20 protein-coding genes and 5 pseudogenes are annotated in these 17,352 nt (G+C 53.5%); 9 read left to right on the top strand and 16 right to left on the bottom strand.

The genetic code is table 11. The annotated features are described in order from the left end of the window. Together ACTBDU_RS11535 and ACTBDU_RS11530 are read left to right on the top strand one after the other, a co-directional pair. A partial coding sequence (locus ACTBDU_RS11535) for an IS3 family transposase (RefSeq protein WP_438806545.1) occupies nt 1–491 on the top strand: 491 nt, incomplete at its 5' end. A 241-nt stretch (nt 492–732) separates the two neighbouring features. Continuing rightward, nucleotides 733–927 (top strand): ogr/Delta-like zinc finger family protein, encoded by a 195-nt coding sequence (locus ACTBDU_RS11530; RefSeq protein ID WP_438806548.1) that lies wholly within the window; start codon nt 733–735, stop codon nt 925–927. 903 nt (nt 928–1,830) lie between these two features. Here ACTBDU_RS11530 and ACTBDU_RS11525 read toward each other — a convergent pair. Further along, nucleotides 1,831–2,681 (bottom strand): annotated as a pseudogene (locus ACTBDU_RS11525) (aldo/keto reductase). 326 nt (nt 2,682–3,007) lie between these two features. Here ACTBDU_RS11525 and ACTBDU_RS11520 point away from each other — a divergent pair. Then, a complete protein-coding gene (locus ACTBDU_RS11520) occupies nt 3,008–3,220 on the top strand; it encodes a hypothetical protein (RefSeq protein WP_438806544.1) in 213 nt (70 codons plus the stop codon). Between the two features lie 151 nt (nt 3,221–3,371). After that, complete coding sequence (locus tag ACTBDU_RS11515) at nt 3,372–4,112, top strand: glycosyltransferase family 9 protein (protein WP_438806543.1); 741 nt, start codon at nt 3,372–3,374, stop codon at nt 4,110–4,112. Here the strand turns inward: ACTBDU_RS11515 and ACTBDU_RS11510 are convergent. Further along, complete coding sequence (locus ACTBDU_RS11510; protein WP_438806542.1) at nt 4,109–5,272, bottom strand: O-antigen ligase family protein; 1,164 nt, start codon at nt 5,270–5,272, stop codon at nt 4,109–4,111. The two genes, ACTBDU_RS11515 and ACTBDU_RS11510, sit on opposite strands and share 4 nt — an antisense overlap. A gap of 646 nt (nt 5,273–5,918) precedes the next feature. Here ACTBDU_RS11510 and ACTBDU_RS11505 point away from each other — a divergent pair. The 4 genes from ACTBDU_RS11505 to ACTBDU_RS11490 all read left to right on the top strand — a co-directional run bounded on the left by ACTBDU_RS11505 (nt 5,919) and on the right by ACTBDU_RS11490 (nt 8,226). Further along, nucleotides 5,919–6,200: a FadR/GntR family transcriptional regulator gene (locus tag ACTBDU_RS11505; RefSeq protein WP_438806541.1), complete on the top strand. Its 282-nt coding sequence runs from the start codon at nt 5,919–5,921 to the stop codon at nt 6,198–6,200. Continuing rightward, nucleotides 6,181–6,642: a hypothetical protein gene (locus tag ACTBDU_RS11500; RefSeq protein WP_438806540.1), complete on the top strand. Its 462-nt coding sequence runs from the start codon at nt 6,181–6,183 to the stop codon at nt 6,640–6,642. The genes ACTBDU_RS11505 and ACTBDU_RS11500 overlap by 20 nt, the downstream gene beginning before the upstream one ends. 244 nt (nt 6,643–6,886) lie before the next feature. Further along, nucleotides 6,887–7,879, top strand: coding sequence for a DUF6772 family protein (locus tag ACTBDU_RS11495; protein WP_438806539.1), 993 nt, complete (start codon nt 6,887–6,889; stop codon nt 7,877–7,879). 11 nt (nt 7,880–7,890) lie between these two features. Then, nucleotides 7,891–8,226, top strand: coding sequence for a hypothetical protein (locus tag ACTBDU_RS11490; protein WP_438806538.1), 336 nt, complete (start codon nt 7,891–7,893; stop codon nt 8,224–8,226). A gap of 142 nt (nt 8,227–8,368) precedes the next feature. Here ACTBDU_RS11490 and ACTBDU_RS11485 read toward each other — a convergent pair. From ACTBDU_RS11485 to ACTBDU_RS11420, 14 genes and pseudogenes are all read right to left on the bottom strand, one after another. Further along, nucleotides 8,369–9,537 (bottom strand): annotated as a pseudogene (locus tag ACTBDU_RS11485) (IS3 family transposase). 57 nt (nt 9,538–9,594) lie between these two features. After that, a complete protein-coding gene (locus ACTBDU_RS11480; RefSeq protein WP_438806537.1) occupies nt 9,595–9,729 on the bottom strand; it encodes a hypothetical protein in 135 nt (44 codons plus the stop codon). Nucleotides 9,730–9,812: 83 nt separating this feature from the next. Next, nucleotides 9,813–10,922 (bottom strand): annotated as a pseudogene (locus tag ACTBDU_RS11475) (PTS transporter subunit IIC). A 55-nt stretch (nt 10,923–10,977) separates the two neighbouring features. Then, on the bottom strand, nt 10,978–11,130 hold the full coding sequence (locus ACTBDU_RS11470) for a hypothetical protein (protein WP_438806536.1): 153 nt from the start codon (nt 11,128–11,130) through the stop codon (nt 10,978–10,980). 494 nt (nt 11,131–11,624) lie between these two features. Continuing rightward, nucleotides 11,625–12,303: pseudogene (locus tag ACTBDU_RS11465) on the bottom strand (sulfite exporter TauE/SafE family protein). Between the two features lie 93 nt (nt 12,304–12,396). Continuing rightward, the gene (locus ACTBDU_RS11460; protein WP_438806535.1) at nt 12,397–12,603 is read right to left on the bottom strand and encodes a RidA family protein; all 207 of its coding nucleotides are present in this window, start codon (nt 12,601–12,603) and stop codon (nt 12,397–12,399) included. Next, nucleotides 12,521–12,823 carry a RidA family protein gene (locus ACTBDU_RS11455; protein ID WP_438806534.1) on the bottom strand — a complete coding sequence of 101 codons (303 nt, stop codon included), beginning with the start codon at nt 12,821–12,823 and terminating at the stop codon, nt 12,521–12,523. The genes ACTBDU_RS11460 and ACTBDU_RS11455 overlap by 83 nt, the downstream gene beginning before the upstream one ends. 158 nt (nt 12,824–12,981) lie before the next feature. After that, nucleotides 12,982–13,797, bottom strand: coding sequence for an amidohydrolase (locus ACTBDU_RS11450; RefSeq protein ID WP_438806547.1), 816 nt, complete (start codon nt 13,795–13,797; stop codon nt 12,982–12,984). A gap of 7 nt (nt 13,798–13,804) precedes the next feature. Beyond that, the gene (locus ACTBDU_RS11445) at nt 13,805–14,194 is read right to left on the bottom strand and encodes a M20/M25/M40 family metallo-hydrolase (RefSeq protein WP_438806533.1); all 390 of its coding nucleotides are present in this window, start codon (nt 14,192–14,194) and stop codon (nt 13,805–13,807) included. A 26-nt stretch (nt 14,195–14,220) separates the two neighbouring features. Continuing rightward, nucleotides 14,221–14,637: pseudogene (locus ACTBDU_RS11440) on the bottom strand (hypothetical protein). A gap of 269 nt (nt 14,638–14,906) precedes the next feature. After that, the gene (locus tag ACTBDU_RS11435; RefSeq protein WP_438806546.1) at nt 14,907–15,539 is read right to left on the bottom strand and encodes a hypothetical protein; all 633 of its coding nucleotides are present in this window, start codon (nt 15,537–15,539) and stop codon (nt 14,907–14,909) included. Between the two features lie 363 nt (nt 15,540–15,902). Further along, on the bottom strand, nt 15,903–16,025 hold the full coding sequence (locus ACTBDU_RS11430; RefSeq protein ID WP_438806532.1) for a hypothetical protein: 123 nt from the start codon (nt 16,023–16,025) through the stop codon (nt 15,903–15,905). A gap of 21 nt (nt 16,026–16,046) precedes the next feature. Then, nucleotides 16,047–16,214 (bottom strand): hypothetical protein, encoded by a 168-nt coding sequence (locus ACTBDU_RS11425; protein WP_438806531.1) that lies wholly within the window; start codon nt 16,212–16,214, stop codon nt 16,047–16,049. A 3-nt stretch (nt 16,215–16,217) separates the two neighbouring features. Then, the gene (locus ACTBDU_RS11420; protein ID WP_438806530.1) at nt 16,218–16,445 is read right to left on the bottom strand and encodes a hypothetical protein; all 228 of its coding nucleotides are present in this window, start codon (nt 16,443–16,445) and stop codon (nt 16,218–16,220) included. 169 nt (nt 16,446–16,614) lie between these two features. Between ACTBDU_RS11420 and ACTBDU_RS11415 the strand changes: the two genes are divergently transcribed. Further along, complete coding sequence (locus ACTBDU_RS11415) at nt 16,615–16,842, top strand: hypothetical protein (RefSeq protein WP_438806529.1); 228 nt, start codon at nt 16,615–16,617, stop codon at nt 16,840–16,842. The last annotated feature ends 510 nt before the right edge of the window (nt 16,843–17,352 follow it).

Below are 17,352 nucleotides of genomic sequence, written 5' to 3'. Positions count from 1 at the left end.
ATGTGACGTATATCTGGACCGGGAAACGCTGGGCATACCTTGCGGTTGTTCTTGATCTGTTCGCGAGGAAACCGGTGGGCTGGGCTATGTCGTTCTCCCCGGACAGCAGACTGACCATCAAAGCACTAGAAATGGCATGGGAAACGCGTGCTAAACCAGGCGGAGTGATGTTCCACAGCGATCAGGGTAGCCACTATACGAGCAGGCAGTTCCGACAGTTGCTGTGGCATTACCGGATCAAACAAAGCATGAGTCGGCGGGGTAACTGTTGGGATAACAGTCCGATGGAGCGCTTCTCCAGAAGTCTGAAAAATGAGTGGATACCGGTAACGGACTACATAAGCTTCAGCGAAGCAACTTATGAAATTACCGACTATATCGTGGGATATTACAGCGCACTCAGACCGCATGAATATAACGGTGGGTTGCCACCAAACAAATCAAAAAATAGATACTGGAAAAACGCTAACGCGGTGGCCAGTTTTAGTTGACCACTACACCTGAGGCTAGCGGGCAGGCGCAGGGTAATTGAGCGCTTAAGGGCCAATTAATCCGCCAAATAACACATCTTACTCACTGAGTGAGTAGATTTAACGATTGGTTTATTGTCAAAGGATGACACAACGAATAGTTAAGGTATTAAGGTTATTAACTATTTGTTAAGTCCGCTCCCTTGATGATATTTTTTAAGTGCCGATAGTTAAATCAATAAAAAGAAATTGCCATGATGTACTGCCCCTCTGCAAATCTTCAGCCCATACGCGTTCCAGTCATTATTCGAGCGAAAAAACGAAAAAACGTTATCATCAATGTACTAATATCAACTGTGGGCATACCTTTAAAACCTTGGAGAGTATTACCGGATCTATCGTCAAGCCAAGCGTGGTGGCCGCAGTGGTACCACACGAATGTGTTAGCACGGACTAGTCCGGTCAGGAAATCCCATTTAGTAAAACTACTCTTCTTTGATCTGCGCTCAGGGATTCTACATGTTTGACAAATAAAAGATGAAATATAATTTATTCTCGCTGGTCCTTTTATAGCAAAAGTGATTAATAATTTTCAGTAAGGTACTTAATGAGCCAAACACGTATAAAATACGACGTAAGTCCTGAGCGCTCGTGATAAATATTTTACTAAAATAATTAATTTTTTGTGATTTATCTCTCCGTATTTTTGTCATTTTCTGCCAGAAAGGGCTCTGCCGTATTGCCCTCTCTGTGTTAGAGAGAACAATAAATTTACACGCTTTTTAGAAATAGTACTACTGAGATGAACGTCTCTGGGTGTTACGTTTAAACGTGCGTTTATCTTAGACGATTTAGCAATTGATTTGTTAAGAATTGGTCGCAGGTAAATAACGGTAATCACCGGGTTACCGTTGCCGACCAATGAGAGATACATTGCCAATAGAAATGGCACAATTAGCACTTATACTAGGCGGCAGAAAAAAGGAGATGCTGAAAGAGATGCGCGTTTTGCCGCGCCGCCAACGGCTGCATCGCGTAAACGTTTTATTAATGCTGTGCTGGTGTGGCGCACTGACCGGCGTACCCGTGGTCGATCGTTAGTTATCGGTCCGGGCGGGGCTCTAAAGGTTTTACTTTGTCACCGCTGACCGCAAGTAAACGCTATCTCCTGACGATGATGATACGGTACCGTGGTAGATTAATCCATAGCGCCGCCGGCGCCGATAGCTGGATTGCGCCCCTTCGCTTGATGTGCGTATAAGCGTAAGAGACGCCCAGGAGGTAAACGGCAATGATGACAGCGACGTGCCGAGCAAATGCGATCGATAAACGCGACTCAACATGCCTTATGACGGCCGGGCTAAACAGTTAACTGACGTACCGTTAACCATTCGACTCTGGCCGGATCCCGGTATGAGAAGAACGCGCTGGCACCGCTGTCCAACGCTTCAATATGCGTCATTTCTTCCTCGCCGAGTTCAAAGTCGAAAAGCACAATATTCTCAGCCATCCGATCTTTTCGTACTGATTTCGCCGGCGAGACGATCCCTCGCTGCACGAGCCAGCGCAGGATCACTTGGGCCACGCTTTTGCCATAATGACCTACAACAGCCTGCAAACGTGGATGGTGGAATATCTCCTGACGCCCTTCAGCGAAGGGGGCCCAGGCTTCCGGTTGAATCCCCTTGCTTTTCATCCAAGCAACGGCATGAGGTTGTTGGTAAACAGGGTTAATTTCTACCTGATTTACCGCAGGGGGAACTTTGTTAAATGCCATGATATCGGCAAGGCGATCGGGATAAAAATTGTTAACGCCTATCGCCCTGATCCTGCCGGCCAGATACAGTTTTTCCATTGCACGCCAGCCGCCGTAAATATCGCCATAAGGCCTATGAATAAGCTAAAGATCCAAATAGTCGAGCTGCAGGCGATTAAGGGATCGCTCGAATTACGCCTTTGTCCCCTCATAATTGGCATCCTGCAGCCAAAGTTTGGTGGTGACAAAAAACGCATGACGTTGCAACCCGCTTTGTTTTAAGGCGTTGCCACCTGAATTTTATTTTGGTATGACTCGGCGGTATCTATCAGGCGATAGCCTAAGGAAATGGCTTCCCGCACGGCACGCTCGCATTCAGCGGGGTGATTGATCTGGTAAACACCAAATCCCACCAGCGGCATAGAAACGCCGTTATTTAACGTTTTACTTTGCATGCAATGACCTCCGTTTCCCCCACCTGTTGACGCGGGCCTTAATGTGTAATCTTCCCCGCGATTAGCCTTTTTGACTGAGGCGGGGGAAAGACAGGATACGTGAGGTAAGGTCAGAACATTAGGGGACAAAATGTGCACGCATGTATGAGCCAAGTTCATTAATCGTTGAGAACTGATATCAATTTTGGCTGAATTTTTAGCCGACGCTTTCGTTTGCATCAAAACTGCTACAGCTCTGGGTGGCCGTACTGCTTTCTTGCGGATCGTTAGTGCGCTTGTTATCTTTGTCCCCCAATTTCTGAATCGCGCCAGCCCGGCGGATAGCTATGCACATCCTGAAACACCTTAACCGCGCCAAGAATGCGGCGCTGCGCCAGCTCAAATTTAAAGGGCTGAACGCGTGGCTGAACATGACATGCCGTCCGCAGGCATGGGCACCGGACAAGATCAAACGGATCCTGCTATTGCGCCTGGACGATAAAATCGGCGATATGGTCAGGTCATCACCACAGGGAACGCCGGGCAACTGTGGCCGATAAGGGGTATCACATTTCGGTCCTTACCGGTCCTGTGTGCGAGGCGTTACTAACGTACAGCGATGCTGTACACCACACCTATCGCTACGATAAGCGGATGTAGCTGAGCGTTCTGCGTCAGCAGCGTTTTGATGTGGTCATCGATTTTGACGACGTGCGGAATTACGAAAGACTACGGCTCTTGCACCATTTGGCGCCGCGCTATGTAATCGGTTTCAATAAATCGGGTTCGGCGCGCTATGCGCCGCAGCTGGTTTGGCTGGATAGTGAACGTCATATTACTGAACACCACCGGGCGGTGCTGGCGCAGTTTAACCTGCCGCCGGCGCCGTTTTGCTATTCGCTCGGACGCGATCCCTCAGCCGCCGACGTGCTGGCGCCTTACTTATCGCGCCCCTCCGACGAATGGCTCATCGCCATTAATCCCTTCACCGGGTCTAAAAATAAAGATTTTTCCCGTGAACAGGTGGCAGGGTTGATTGCCCATTTGCGGCAGCGCAACGCGCGTTTTCGCGTGCTGTTGATCGGTCGCGGCGATTTGCTGCGGCGGTGGGAGTTAGCTAATGCGGCGTTTATCGCCGACAGCACCATTAACACGGCGGTAGAGATCGTGCGCAGCGCCGATCTGGTCGTCAGTCCCGATACTTCAATCGTGCATATGGCCTGCGCCTTTAACACGCCCTTGGTGGCGATATACAATATGCGGCGGCTTAAAGATAGTGGGCTGCTAGGCTATAACATCTGGGCACCCCATTATGACAGTGCGGTGTGGTTGGTCACCGATCAACCGCGGGTAAGCGACTTGCCGCTAGACGCATTATGCTCGGCGGTGGATGACAAGCTGTCCGACATCACACGCCAGCGGGCGTCCGTCACCGCCGTAATGGGGAATTAACCCGTTGCCGCGCGGCTACCGGCGCTGAAGACTACCGTCAACGGTAACCAAAACAAGATCCACGTCTCACGGGGATTGCTAATCATAAACATCCCCTGCGAGGCGATAAACAGCAGCATGAAAAGATATATCGCTGCTTCCAGGCGATATCCCGCTTTGAAAGCGCGCAGAGCGCATAACAGCCCGTAACCCAGCAGCAACGCCAGGAGCACCAGGCCAATAACGCCGCCTTTGTATAGCGTGCCGAGATAGACGCTATGGGCGGTGCTGATCTGAGTGCCATCGTAATTAATAAAATTCAGTTCGTGATTGAAACCCAGCCCCAGCCAGGGACGCAAGGCCACTTCCGCCAGCACATGGTGCCAGATACTCAGGCGCAATCCGGATTCATTGCTCAGGCTCTCAAACCGCATCAGCAGCAGATCACCGACCGGCGTAAAGATCAACAATAGCGCCGCGAGTAGCGCCAGCAGCACGGCAAACCCCATCGCGCGCGGGGCGGGTCGCCGCCAGCGCAGTGTTGCCAGCATGACCAGCACTAAAGCCAGTAAGGGGCCGCGGCTTTGGGTCATAACCAGCATGACCGCCGGGATGACCGCCAACAGGAGGTAACCGACGCGTCGCTGTTCCCGGGCGATGACCATGCTTAGCATAATGGCGATGGCGCAATAGCCGGCCAGGTCAATCACATTGTCGGGCCCGGGGTTGAATTCGGAGATTTTTCGCAAATAAATGACCTTGCTGGTGTCGGTGGAGATGGTAAATACCGACAGGACGGTGACGCCCGCGATTGCCGCGACCATGACCATGTGACGGCTGGCATTTTGCAGCGTTAGCGACCCGAGGAAGGTGAAAATTATCAGGTAAACGCCGTGGGTCAGTGTAGAGACGGTCTCCCCCGCATCGCCCCCCCAGATATTACTAAGGGCAAAATAGACAGCTACCAGCGCTATCAGGCCTAATCCGCGCAGCGTGACCCGATCCTGCTGCGCATTGCGATAAAGCTGACCGCGAAATAGCAGGCTCAACAGCAGCAGACCGCAGGAAAGATGGAACAGGTTGTTAACTTTGGTGACGTTGCAAAACAGCGTGCTGAAAAATATAAACGCCGTAAACATGATCAGCGTGGCATTTTCGAGCCTGGAATATTTTTTGATCAACAGCATGGACATCTTGGCCTTAATTACACGGTTATGATGCGGATCAGCGCAGATGCCCATCTACAGGAAAGAATACGCGGAACACGGCGGCCATAAAGCCATTGCCATACGCTGGCTGCTGGCGTACCGGTCGGCAGCCATGCGGCATAAGGGTTGTCAAAATGAAACGCTCCATAAATCAAGATGCCCCCATCCTACATAATCCTTGAAAGAAAAGAAAGATGGTGGTCATGGACTTCCTGAAAACAGACGTGTCAGGCCGTGGGGTGCCGTCATCGCGATGACGCCATCATCGCGGGTAACCCCGCCTTGCTGCTGCCTCGCAGAACGTGAAGATCATTAACTCCTTTCCTTGTGGCGCTTAGGGCTATCGCAGACCACGACTCTTTTTTCTTACCGCACGGATGGGCTTAATCTTCACTTTTTAGCGGCGTTTCTCCTGACTGCACTTCATTTGCGCGCCGCCTGCTTAAGGGCATGACCGCCCTGGCCCTCGGGAAGCCACCCGTTCCCTTAGCCTGCGTAAAATGCGCCGGGGAACGTTCAGGGTGACGGACATTGGCTATTGGGCATAAGAGACGTTATGATAACCGTGCTATTGGAGTGACCAAAGGGCGCCCATTTGGTCAGTCCCGTGTTATCGTAAATGGATAAAGCAAGCATGAGACCATACCAGAAAATTAAACAGAAACTGCGCGACGCCATTCAGCGAGGTGCATTTAAACCTGGCGATAAATTGCCGGCGGAACGTGATCTCGCGGCACAATTCGAGGTCAGCCGCAGCATTGTCAGAGAAGCGCTCATCCTGCTCGAACTTGAACAGTGTGTCAAAATCCGCAAAGGCTCCGGCGTCCATGTTCTGCCTTCCCCCGAGTCGACGTTGACTCCTGAGCCCATTGTCGGACAGCGTGGGCGGCGGCGTGTTTGAGCTATTGCAGGCCAGACAGCCTATGGAAAGTGAAATCGCCTCATTTGCCGCACTGCGGGCGAACAGAAACGACATTCTGGAGTTGCGTAAAGCGATTGAGCTGGAGCGAGAACAACTTTCCTCCGGCATCATTGCTGACGATACCGATGAGCATTCACACTATCTGGTGGCGATAATGCAGGAGAGCTGGAAACTGCGCAACCGGGACGGTATGTGGCTAAACCAACATCGTGACACCAGCGATTTCAGCGCGCGCTGGAAATGGTATGAAGACCGTTTACGCATCGTGCAGGCGATTCAACGCCGCGTCGCCCGCGGAGCGAAACGGGCAATGTGGCAAAATATTAAAAATGTTAAAAATAAAATGCTTAAATTGGCAGACATTACGGCGGTGGATTTCGACGGCCATATGTTTTCCTCGTCACCCCTCGAGAACGACTGATTGCAGCTCGCTGTAATTGGTCCGGCCGAAATGGTGTTTTCTGATATCTAGTAAGGTCAATTATGTATTCCACTTCACACAACTACCTCAAGCGGCTTTACCAATCGCTAACGCCGCTATTATGCTGATTTTATCATTTCTGTTCTGGAAATAGAGAAAGAGTAAATAGGCTATCTTTTTACGCTTAAATAACAAGCGTGGCGGTTTGCGCCGTACGTCATGCCGGTAATCCCCGATATTCACCATGCCATTCTCGCTAATGGAAGGTATCGCTATTGCTAAAATAAGAGAATGCGCCACGTATGATTACAGCCTTGCAAAATATAACCCGCTCGAAAAGATCATTACTTTTGATAATTTCAATCATGGCCATAATAGTTGGCTGGATTTGAGACCTAATTTTGTTAAATCCGATTTCGCGCCGCATTCTGAAGAAATCGATCTTATTCATTGGGGGTCGACAATGCTATCGTCCGCCACTTTTCCGATGATGGGTACCACCCATGGCGCGTTGAGCGGAAGCCGGTCTTTGAAGTTAACCACGCGGGCCAACAGTGCCCCTATTGACCAACCGCCTGCGCCGGGGAGTATGGGGCTCGCCGCTATCAAACGCATAACGGTACCTGGAAGCCTGCATTTACTACAGGTGGAAGCCTGGTTCACCTACACGCCCGAACTCTCTGTTGCCGGCATTGGCGATAAGGACGTCAGGGCCTTTGGTTGTTTTGTTGATTTACAGAGTCAGGGAAATCGCTGGATGCCCGGAGTGCGCTACGTCAACAGCGCTGATGGGGAACATATCAAGCGCTGGCAATATTTCAGGGTTAATGAGGGCGTTGATCATCGACGTTGGAACTACGGTCATGACGGTTGGCATAAAGTCGGCGTTGATAAGCAGTGGTATAATCAACGTCAGGCTGATGGTGCGGGGGACGGATTTCGATGGATTGAAGGGGGAGATCAGGATCTGGTCGCCAATGAATCGGATGACAAAATTAATTGGATGCATTTTCGGTTAACCATTGATGTTTCACAGCGGCAATATGTGGAATTACAATGTATGGCTAAAATAATGAATTTGCGGGGAAAACAACCGACGCTGGCGTTAGAACATAAAGGCATTACCGGTTTATTGAATCCCGTCTTCTTCGTCGAAACCGGCGCGAATCGTCGGGTCTTCCTTTACCTTGACTCTGTGGTTATTTCCACCGACGGTTACGTTAATCCTACGAAGTAGGGAATATAATAATGAAAGAATTTTATTCCTCGGTTATTGAGCTGCGCCAGCCGATAAGCCAGCAATTTTCCAGCAACCCTTACGAATGCGGTTGGGCGAGTGAGGCGCTATTTTTTCTCACGGTCCACCCCAAGATCGCTGACTTTGACCATCTAGTGGTCAGACCAAAAATTTTCCTCGATGGCGTGCATTGGACGGAGGCGCCTGGTGACGCCACGCTTATCAGCGAACCGGAATTAACCGCTATTGCATTAACTCAGTTTGGAGGATGGTTACGTCTTGAGCTAACCCTTGAAGAGGCAGCGCAAAAAGCAATGGTCACGTTACACTTGGCATTAAAGGGGTAGAGTATGTCCGATCCGAAACGTTCTGCCCTGGCTTCTACGGTCGGGGGATCGCTCTCGAGTGGTATAATTTCGCATTGTACGGCATGGCAAGCGCGCTGATTTTCCCTTATGTATTTTCCCGGAGATGAGCGGTGTGTAGTGATCAACTAAAACTGGCCACCGCGTTAGCGTTTTTCCAGTATCTATTTTTTGATTTGTTTGGTGGCAACCCACTGTTATATTTATGCGGCCTGAATGCGCTGTAATATCCCATGATATAGTCGGTAATTTCATAAGTTGCTTCGCTGAAGCTTATGTAACCCGTTACCGGTATCCACTCATTCTTCAGACTTCTGAAGAAGCGCTCCATCGGACTGTTATCCCAACAGTTACCCCGCCGACTCATGCTTTGTTTGAACCGGTAACGCCACAGCAACTGTCGAAACTACCTGCTCGTATAGTGGCTACCCTGATCGCTGTGGAACATCACTTTAACTGGTTTAGCACGCGTTTCCTATGCCATTTCTAGTGCTTTGATGCTCAGTCTGCTGTCCGGGGAAAACGACATAGCCCAGCCCACCGGTTTCCTCGCGAATAGATCAAGAACAACCGCAAGGTATGACCAGCGTTTCCCGGTCTAGATATACGTCACATCGCCGTACCATACCTGGTTTGGCTCCGTTACAGTGAACTGGCGCCCAAGATAATTCGGGATCGCAACATGCTCCTGACCGCCACGCTTATACCTGCGCGTCAGCTGCTGACAACTGACCAGCCCCAGCTCTTTCATGAGCCTGCCTGCGAGCCAGCGTTTCATCCGGAAGCCTCTCTAGGTTGCCATGGTGGCGATACTTCTCGCGCCAGCGGCACCATGGCTGATACTGTACAGTTCATGAACCTGACTGCGCAATACCGTTCGCCTGCCGTCTGGCCTGTCAGGCCGACTTTTCCAGTATTTGTAACTGCTGCGATGAATCCTGAACACGTGGCAGAGTATGGCTACAGGATGATGTGCTCTGAGTTTCCCGATTAACGAGAACTGTTCAGGGAGTCTGACATCAAGAGCGCTGTAGCCTTTTTTAATATTTCGTTTTCCATTTCAATGCGTTGTACCTTCTTCTTGAGCTCACGTATTTCGATTTGTTTCGGGGTTATGGGAGAGGCTTTTGGCGTTTTCCCCTGCCGCTCATCACGCAGTTGTTTTACCTATTTCGTCATCGTAGAAAGGCCGACGTCCATGGCTTTTGCTGCTGGCGCGGCGGTGTAATTTTGGTCGACAACCAGTTGAGCGGACTCGCGTTTGAATTCAGGACTAAAATTTTTTCTTTTCATTGGTGCACCCGGTGTTGTTCTGAGGTGAGCATATCGCCTCTGTTTAGGTGGCCAAATTCAGTGTGCCACTACATTCCCCACATTGGCTTCAGCCTGCTGCGCTTGCGCCAGTTCGCGCGCTTCTTGGAGGATTTTGCGCCGGTTCCATAGCGCCAGCAGTACGGTTATTACGGTGAGGACCACGACGCCCACCACTTTGAATTTTAAAACCCTGGATCATTGCCCAAGGCAGCATGGCGCCGGCGTAGTCAACGCTGCTAATGCTGAAGCAGCCGTTAGGCAGAGAGAAGCCGGTGCTGATGGCGGTGCTGGTCACCAGAGGCGCCAGACTTAACGTCAGCAGACCGGTGAGCAGGGTGCGGAACATATCGCCCCGGCAATCGGCGGCGGACCAGCACAAAGGCGAACGGCAGGCCGGTGCGCGAGGAGAACGGCAGAAACTCATTGCCAGGTATAATCGCCGTCAGTACCAGCATAATCGGGATCATCACCATCGATACCGACAGCGTTACCGGGTGACCGACGCTGACCGCGGAGTCCAGAGCAATGGAAATCTGACCGAAAGAACCGGCGCGCGCCTGGGCGATTTCCTGAATGCGTTCGCTGATAGGGTAGACCCCCTCTATCAGCATTTTAGCCATGCGCGGGATGATGGTCATCACCGCCGCCATGGTGATAGCGGTTTGTAAAATCGCTTTTACGTCTACACCCGCGATAATGGCTACCACGCCGCCAATGATGGCTCCTAGGAACGCCGGATCCCCCAGGACGGACAGACGGCGCTGGATCACCTCGGTATCAAGTTTAATGTCGCGTACATAAGGGATGCGATCCACCACGAAATTCACCAGCCAGGCGGCGGGAACGAACGAAGCGGAGAAGCCGTGTGGGACGGAAATGCCCGGCAGGTTAAGGTATTTTTCCACATCTTTACTGGTGCGATCGGCGATAACCATGGTGGCGGCGCAGTTAAGCACCGCCGCGAATAAACCCAGCCACAGGTTATCGGTGATAATGGCTACCAGCGAACCGGCAAAGGCGTGATGCCAGAGGTTCCAGATATCGACGTTCAGGATACGTGTGGTTTTGGTGTACAGCATCAATACATTCAGTGCGACGCACACCGGGGTCATCAGAGCGCCGACGCGGGTGCCCATCGCCACCGCGGCCGCGGCCGCGGCAAGGCCAGCCCATATCCAATACGGTCACAGGTTCAGGCCGAAGCGATTAACGATGGCATGACTGACCGGCGTAAGCGAGTCAATCATCAAATTAACGGTAATACTTAGACCAATAAACCCAATGCCCAGCATCAGGCTGGCTTTGATCGCCTGCAATACCCGCAGCCCCAGGATAAGTCCCAATACAATAAAGATCAGCGGCATCATAACTGACGCGCCGGTGCTGATAATGTAGTCGATAATAAACATGGCGGGATCCTCAGCCCAGGATCTGGGCTTTAACGCTCTCAAATACTTTCTCGGTGCCCATGCCGGTCAACAGCGGCAGCGCATTAATCACCGGCACCGCCACCTTGTCGGGAGAGGTGGAGACGATAAAATCCAGGTCGCTGCGGGTGGCGGCTTCGGCCACGGTACCTGCGAAATTCTTACCTTATCGAGCAAACCTTCCGCCGTCAGAATAAGCTTCCAATTTTTTCAGCGCTACGGTGCTGGTCGCCACACCGGCGCCACAGCAGATCATCATGTGTTTCATAATCAGTTCTCATTTCGAAAGGTGATCACTGTGTAACTTTACACACTAGAGGAACGTTTTCTGACGAAACGGAAACCGAAACGGTGGCCAAGCGAAGGTGATAATTGAGGGGATTTATACTATATTTTTGATTTATTGGGATTTTTATATGGGTGAAGTCATAGGGTAAGGAGAGTAAACGTTTAGCACGTCTATGGATGTTATGTGTAATTTCACGGGACGATGACCCTAAGGTCTCCGCGAACAGGGTACCGCCGTTGTTGCAATAGCTTGCGGCCGTGGCGGTAACTATCGCCATTGTGGTGCCAAGAGGGCCACGGCAGTCGTTGCCGTAGCACCGAGCTCGTGGCGATCATCTCGTTGTCGTGTTCTCAGGCCGCCAGCATCGCGATTGCCACGCCAATAAGCACCATACAAAAGGCAAACTTCAGCCACATCACGGGCAGCTTGTGCGCTAAAGCGACGCCCTAGGAGACGCTGATGATCCCGCCCAGCGCCAATGGCAGGCCGATACTCCAGTCCTCGTTGCCGGCTTGCGCATAAGGAAACAACGCCGCCAAGGCGCAAGGGACCGCCAGAGCCATGGCGATCTCTTGCGCCTGCGTTTGGCTAAAGCCGAACAGCGATACCAGCGCCGGCACCACCAGTCCGCCGCCAACTGTGAAAATGCCCGACATAAAACCGCTGGCGATACCGATCAGGGGCAAAAACCGGGCGGAAAGGAGGGCAACGACAACCGGATGGCGGCGGCTGTCGAACCACTGCCAGAGGTAATAGGCCGCGAGCAGCAGCAAAAACGCGGCAAACGCTTTTTGCAATCTGTCGACGGGTATGACCGATGCCATTTGCGCGGCGAACCAGGCGGAAACGGTGGCAATCAGGCACAGTTTTAATGTTTGCCGCAGGGTTACGCTGCCGGTAGCGCAAAAAACCGATCAGCACATTGGGGGTTATCATAATCAGCGCGGTGCCTTGGGCAAGAAACTGACCCATATGGAACAGCAAGCTTAATACCGGGATGGCGATCAATCCGTCGCCAATGCCTAGCATACCGCCGCATATTCTAAGCCCGACGCCGAGAACGAGACAGGACAACATTTCAGACACTATCATAGCTGCATCAAATCCATTTCCACTGCGAAATCAACTTTCCCTGTGGCGTTCCGTTAGCGGGGGCGACTGGGGCGAAGCACCTATCGCCGTCAGTTGTATCTTAATCAAATACCCGTGATGCAGCGCCGGCACAGGCACCACCGCCCGAGCCGGCTTATGGTCTTGCAGAAACTGCGCGTATAGCCGGTTGAAGTCGGGCCAATGGTCTATGCCGACGATATAGGCCGTACATTGCACCCACCTGCGGCCAGCCGCAATCCGCTGCTGCCAGCCGGCACAAGTTAAGCGCCGCCTCGGCCTGAGCGGCGAAATCCGCCTTGGGCGACGCCGTCACCGGTAGCACGCCGGAAACGAAAATCCAATTGCCCGCTTTTACCGCATGGGAATAGTGGCCGGCCGGCGGCGGCACGTCCGGGGCGGTAATGCACTGTAACGCAACGTGCGATGTATCAGTCATAATCAACCTTATTGGTTCGTCAGACAACAGGGAACGGTATTCTTGGCATCCGGCATTCAACACCCAGACTTCGGCGCCCGACATCCGGTAACCGGCATGCAACAGCCGGCGTCAAGCACCCGGTGATCGACACCCGGCATTCGCTGTCAGCGCAGCATTCAGCACCGGCAGCGCGCCCGCGGCGACCTGCAGCGCTCGACCAGACGTGACCAGTAAGCGGCACCTAACACCAGATTATTATCGTTAAAGTCGTAACCCGAGTTGTGCAACATCTTATTGGCTTGCGGCGCTTCACCGTTACCTATGCGTATCAGACAACCGGGGCGCGCCTGTAGCATGTAAGCGAAATCCTCGCTTCCGGTCAGCAAATCCATTTCGCCATCGACGTTGTCCTCGCCCACCAATTCCGCGGCGACCTGCAGCACCAGGGTAGTTTCCGCCTCGCTATTACAGACCACCAGATAGCCCTCGACATAATGAATCTCGGCGCTTAATCCCAGACTGGCCGACTGCAACTGCACAATGTCGGTAATGCGCTGGCGCAGTAGCGCGCGAATGGCCGGATCGAAGCTGCGCATGCTTAGCCCTAACTGCACTTCTGCAGGGATAATATTCAGCGCTTTGCCGCCTTGCAGCATGCCGATGGTAATTACCGCCGTCTGATCGGGCGGCACATTACGCGCCACCACGGTTTGCAGCGCAATGATAATACTGGCGGCACCCACCACCGGATCCTGCGTCAGATGCGGCCGCGCCACATAACCGCCCACGCCACGAACAGTAATAAATACCCGGTCGCCGGCGGCCATAAACTGGTCGCGGCGGCTCATCAGCTGTCCGCAGGGTCGGCCGGGATGATTATGCATGGCGAACACGGCGTCGCAAGGAAAGCGGTCGAACAGCCCTTCTGCGACCATTCTTTGCGCACCGCTGTCGAAACCGCGCTCCTCCGCCGGCTGGAAAATGACATGCAGGGTACCGTTAAAGCAGCGTGTGGCGGCCAGATAGCGCGCCGCGCCCAGCAGAATGGGTCATGTAACCGTCATGGCCACAGGCATGCATTTTACCGGGCTCACGGCTTTGGTAGTCGAAAGTATTTTCTTCGCTTATCGGTAAGGCATCCATATCGGCGCGCAGACCGATGGCGCGGTTAGCGTCGCCCAGTAGCAGGGTGCCGACAACCCCCGTGTCCGCGACGCCGGTGGTGACCTGATAGCCGTATTCGCCGAGCTGTCGTGCGATGGCAGCGGCGGTGCGGTGCTCTTCAAACGCCAGCTCAGGATGTTGGTGAAAATGGTGTCGCAAAGCGATTAGCTCGTCGTGCCAAGGGGCGAGATCCGCCAGCGTGGCACCGGTTAAAGGTGGTGTCATGGCATTGCTCCTGTCGTTGGTGCGGCTCAAAAGGGACCCCATTGGATTTGCACGCCAATGATGATGGCGATAATGAAAATCACCAGCCACAGAAGCGTAAGAGGAAAGACGAAACGCAGCCACTGGCCATAGCCGATGCGGCCGATGGCCCGCACGGCCATCATGACCCCGGAGGTGGGATTGACCGAGTTGATGACGCCTTCGCCAAGGAGAATGGTTTCAACCGTCACCTGACGGGTGATGCGTTACACATCACCCAGCGGGACATACAGCGGCACCAGCGCAGCCGACTCACCTGAACCGGAGGAAATGGCGATGCGTATTACCGCGGCGCTGATGAACATCCCCAGGGCGGCGAACATTTCATTTAACGGCGCCAGCAGGCCGGCAATGGCGTTAACGAGAGTATCGAGAATGTGCCCATGTCCTAAGCACCAGCGCAATGGCTCGCGCTAGCCCGACTATCAGCGCGCCGGGAATCAGCTGGGCTCAGCCTTGTAAAAACGTGTCGGCGATAGCGCCGCCGCGCATACGGGCAATGAGGCCAACGCCGAGTGCTACGATGACAAACATCGCCGACATTTCATTTTCTGACCAGCCGTAATTAATCGCGCCATAGATAAATGTCAGAAAGGCGAGGGCGGTAAACGCCAGGATAAACCAGTGGGAGATCGAGACTTGCGCGGTAATGCGCTGTTGTGCACTCGGGTCTTCATTGGTGAGCCCCTCGCGGCGACAACGGCGGGCGTAAAGCGCAAGGAATAACGATCGCGCAGACGGCAAAAGCCAAATAAATCCCGAGGCGAAACCCCATGCCGGGAAACAGCGGCAGCTCGGCCAGACGTTGGGCCAGTCCGGTGGTGCCGGGATTAATGATGGCGGCATTGAAGCCGGCATAGGTGCCCAGGTAAATCAGGCCAACGCCAAAGATACGCGGCAGGTTCATCGAGCTAGCCAGGAGCATGCCTAACGGAATAAACGCCACCCACCGAGTTGATGACGACACCGGTGGTGCCCAGCACCGAGAAGACCGCACACAGACGCTGAGAATGATGACCGTATCGCTACTGCCTTTTCGCCGTGCCATGGCGTTAAACGCATTGCTTAAGGCGCCCGATTGCTCCAGCACATTCACCTCGCAGCCGCTAAACAGGATAAGGAAAATAATCGGCGTGGATTTGACTATGCCTTCGGCGATAAAGGTAACCAACGTTCCCGGACCGACACCGCTAAGTGCGATAGTATGGAGGCTGCCCGGAACGGCAAATTTTGCCCCCTCGCGCAGGACATCCTCAAATTCACCGGGAGGAACAGCCCAGGTCGCCGCGCCGGTAATCACCAGCATGATGGACAAGAGAACATAGAGATTGAGGGTCCCGGTATTTCAATGGCGCTTGCCGCCGGTGCGTTTTGCGTTGGATTTACGGTGATATTGTGCTGCATGATTGCCCCTCCCAAAGTAAATTAATGAGTCATCGTTTGAACCTCCTCAACTGCTTACCTTCGGGTAGCCTTTCCCGTTGGCCGACGTGATGCCGTCGGCCAATCCTTGCTTTCGCGGTCGTTAGTACTTTTGCGGCGCCCCCTGTTTGCGCAGCGCGCGCAATCCGCTGCCATCAGAGTTGGCGCAGCGCTCGTAGACCCGGTGCGTTCAGTGCTTTCACCGCGCCGGCGGCGCCGTCTGCCTGACGCGGACGCGTTACCAGCCCTAGAACCATGCCCAGGGCGAGGTGAAGCCCTGCTTATCGCAGGCGTAAAACAGCGTGTGTTGCGCGCCGGTGGCGCAGGTGTGATTGGGCAAAATGCGTAGTTGCGCGCCCAGGGGGAACAAAGTGGTAATATCGGTCGCAGCCTAGCCAATTTCGGCAGCAATAATGCCGTGCTCCTGATTGGCGCCGATAACGGTAAAGCCGGCGAAGGGCGTCCCATCCAGCCGGCAGGGTTGCCTATAGCCAAAATCCCGCTGTTGGTTGGCGGTTCCGCGGGCGCGGCTCAACGCCATCCAGCCGGCATCCACCATAATTTAGCCTTTCTCCTGCTGGTGGCCGATGACCGTGGTTAACACGCTTAAAGCAATTTCGTCCAGTTCGCACACGCCGACGTTGTGCATCACCAAATCGAAAAAAGCATAGACCCCGGCGCGCACCTCACTCACGTCCGTCAATTGCTGCGCGGCAAAGGCGGTGGGGGTCGAACCCACGCTGACCTGTTTACAAGGGATCCCGGCCTGACGCAGTCGATTGGCGGCCACTACCGCGCCGGCGCGCTCTTGTTCCGCCAGGGCGGCGAGTTTTTCCGGTGAATGCAGTTCATAGCTCGAGCCGGCATGGGGTCAGTACGCCGCCTACGACGGCGCCGCTGTCATGTAATAGCGTCCCCACCGTTAATAACTCGTCTTCTCCTGGATCGATACCGGCGCGATGACTATCGGTGTCTACTTCTATTCAGACCTCAAACTACTCGTCATGCGCGCGGCCGAACTCGCCAACCTGACGCGCCGACGCGGCGTTATCGACAATAATTTTCAGATCGCAGCCCTGGCGACGCAGCGCCAGTACGTGCGGGAGTTTGCGGGCGGAAATATAAACGGCGTACAAAATATCGCGGATCCCGGCGGCAAAAAACACCTCGGGTTCTTTCAACGTTGACACGCTAATCCCCCGGGCGGGGCGCGGTCCAATAAGACGCACGGGGTGTCGAGGTGGTGGAGATGCATAGGCATTATCCTTAGCTGAGACGGCACGTCGTTTTTTTCATACTAATCAAATCACAGGGTATTGATATTTAGATATCCTAATTCTATGATTCAGTCATGCTTAACTCTGCCGATCTACAATTTTTTCTGGTGATACGGGAAAGCGCCAGCCTGCTGGGGACAGCGCATAAACTCGGTTTCACCGCCTCTGCGGTCGCCCAGTGTTTATAACAGCTTGAGAGGAGGCTGGGTAATCCAATTTTGGTGGACCGTTCCGCTCGCACGCTACAATTCACCGATGAAGGCGATCTCCTCGATAATGCCAGCGCGGCGCTGGCATTATCGAGGAGATCGCCGGGCTGATGGAGACGCTGCACGCCCGCCATAGTCGGTCGGCTCGGCATCAATGCTCTGTTTGGTTTCCGCTGACGCTATGTTGCGTCGGTGGTCGCCGCCTTTCGCC

Origin of the sequence: Sodalis sp. (in: enterobacteria), assembly GCF_051710625.1 — a bacterium.
Classification (GTDB): Bacteria; Pseudomonadota; Gammaproteobacteria; order Enterobacterales; family Enterobacteriaceae; genus JBPESN01.
This window is presented reverse-complemented; position numbering and strand designations above follow the sequence as displayed.

Coding starts and splice junctions, on each gene's coding strand:
- ACTBDU_RS11520 (WP_438806544.1), top strand. CDS start 3,008: ATGCACATCCTGAAACACCTTAACCGCGCCAAGAATGCGGCGCTGCGC.
- ACTBDU_RS11505 (WP_438806541.1), top strand. CDS start 5,919: ATGGATAAAGCAAGCATGAGACCATACCAGAAAATTAAACAGAAACTG.
- ACTBDU_RS11495 (WP_438806539.1), top strand. CDS start 6,887: ATGCCATTCTCGCTAATGGAAGGTATCGCTATTGCTAAAATAAGAGAA.
- ACTBDU_RS11490 (WP_438806538.1), top strand. CDS start 7,891: ATGAAAGAATTTTATTCCTCGGTTATTGAGCTGCGCCAGCCGATAAGC.
- ACTBDU_RS11455 (WP_438806534.1), bottom strand. CDS start 12,823: ATGACTGATACATCGCACGTTGCGTTACAGTGCATTACCGCCCCGGAC.
- ACTBDU_RS11445 (WP_438806533.1), bottom strand. CDS start 14,194: ATGACACCACCTTTAACCGGTGCCACGCTGGCGGATCTCGCCCCTTGG.
- ACTBDU_RS11435 (WP_438806546.1), bottom strand. CDS start 15,539: ATGCTGGTGATTACCGGCGCGGCGACCTGGGCTGTTCCTCCCGGTGAA.
- ACTBDU_RS11425 (WP_438806531.1), bottom strand. CDS start 16,214: ATGGTGGATGCCGGCTGGATGGCGTTGAGCCGCGCCCGCGGAACCGCC.
- ACTBDU_RS11415 (WP_438806529.1), top strand. CDS start 16,615: ATGACTATCGGTGTCTACTTCTATTCAGACCTCAAACTACTCGTCATG.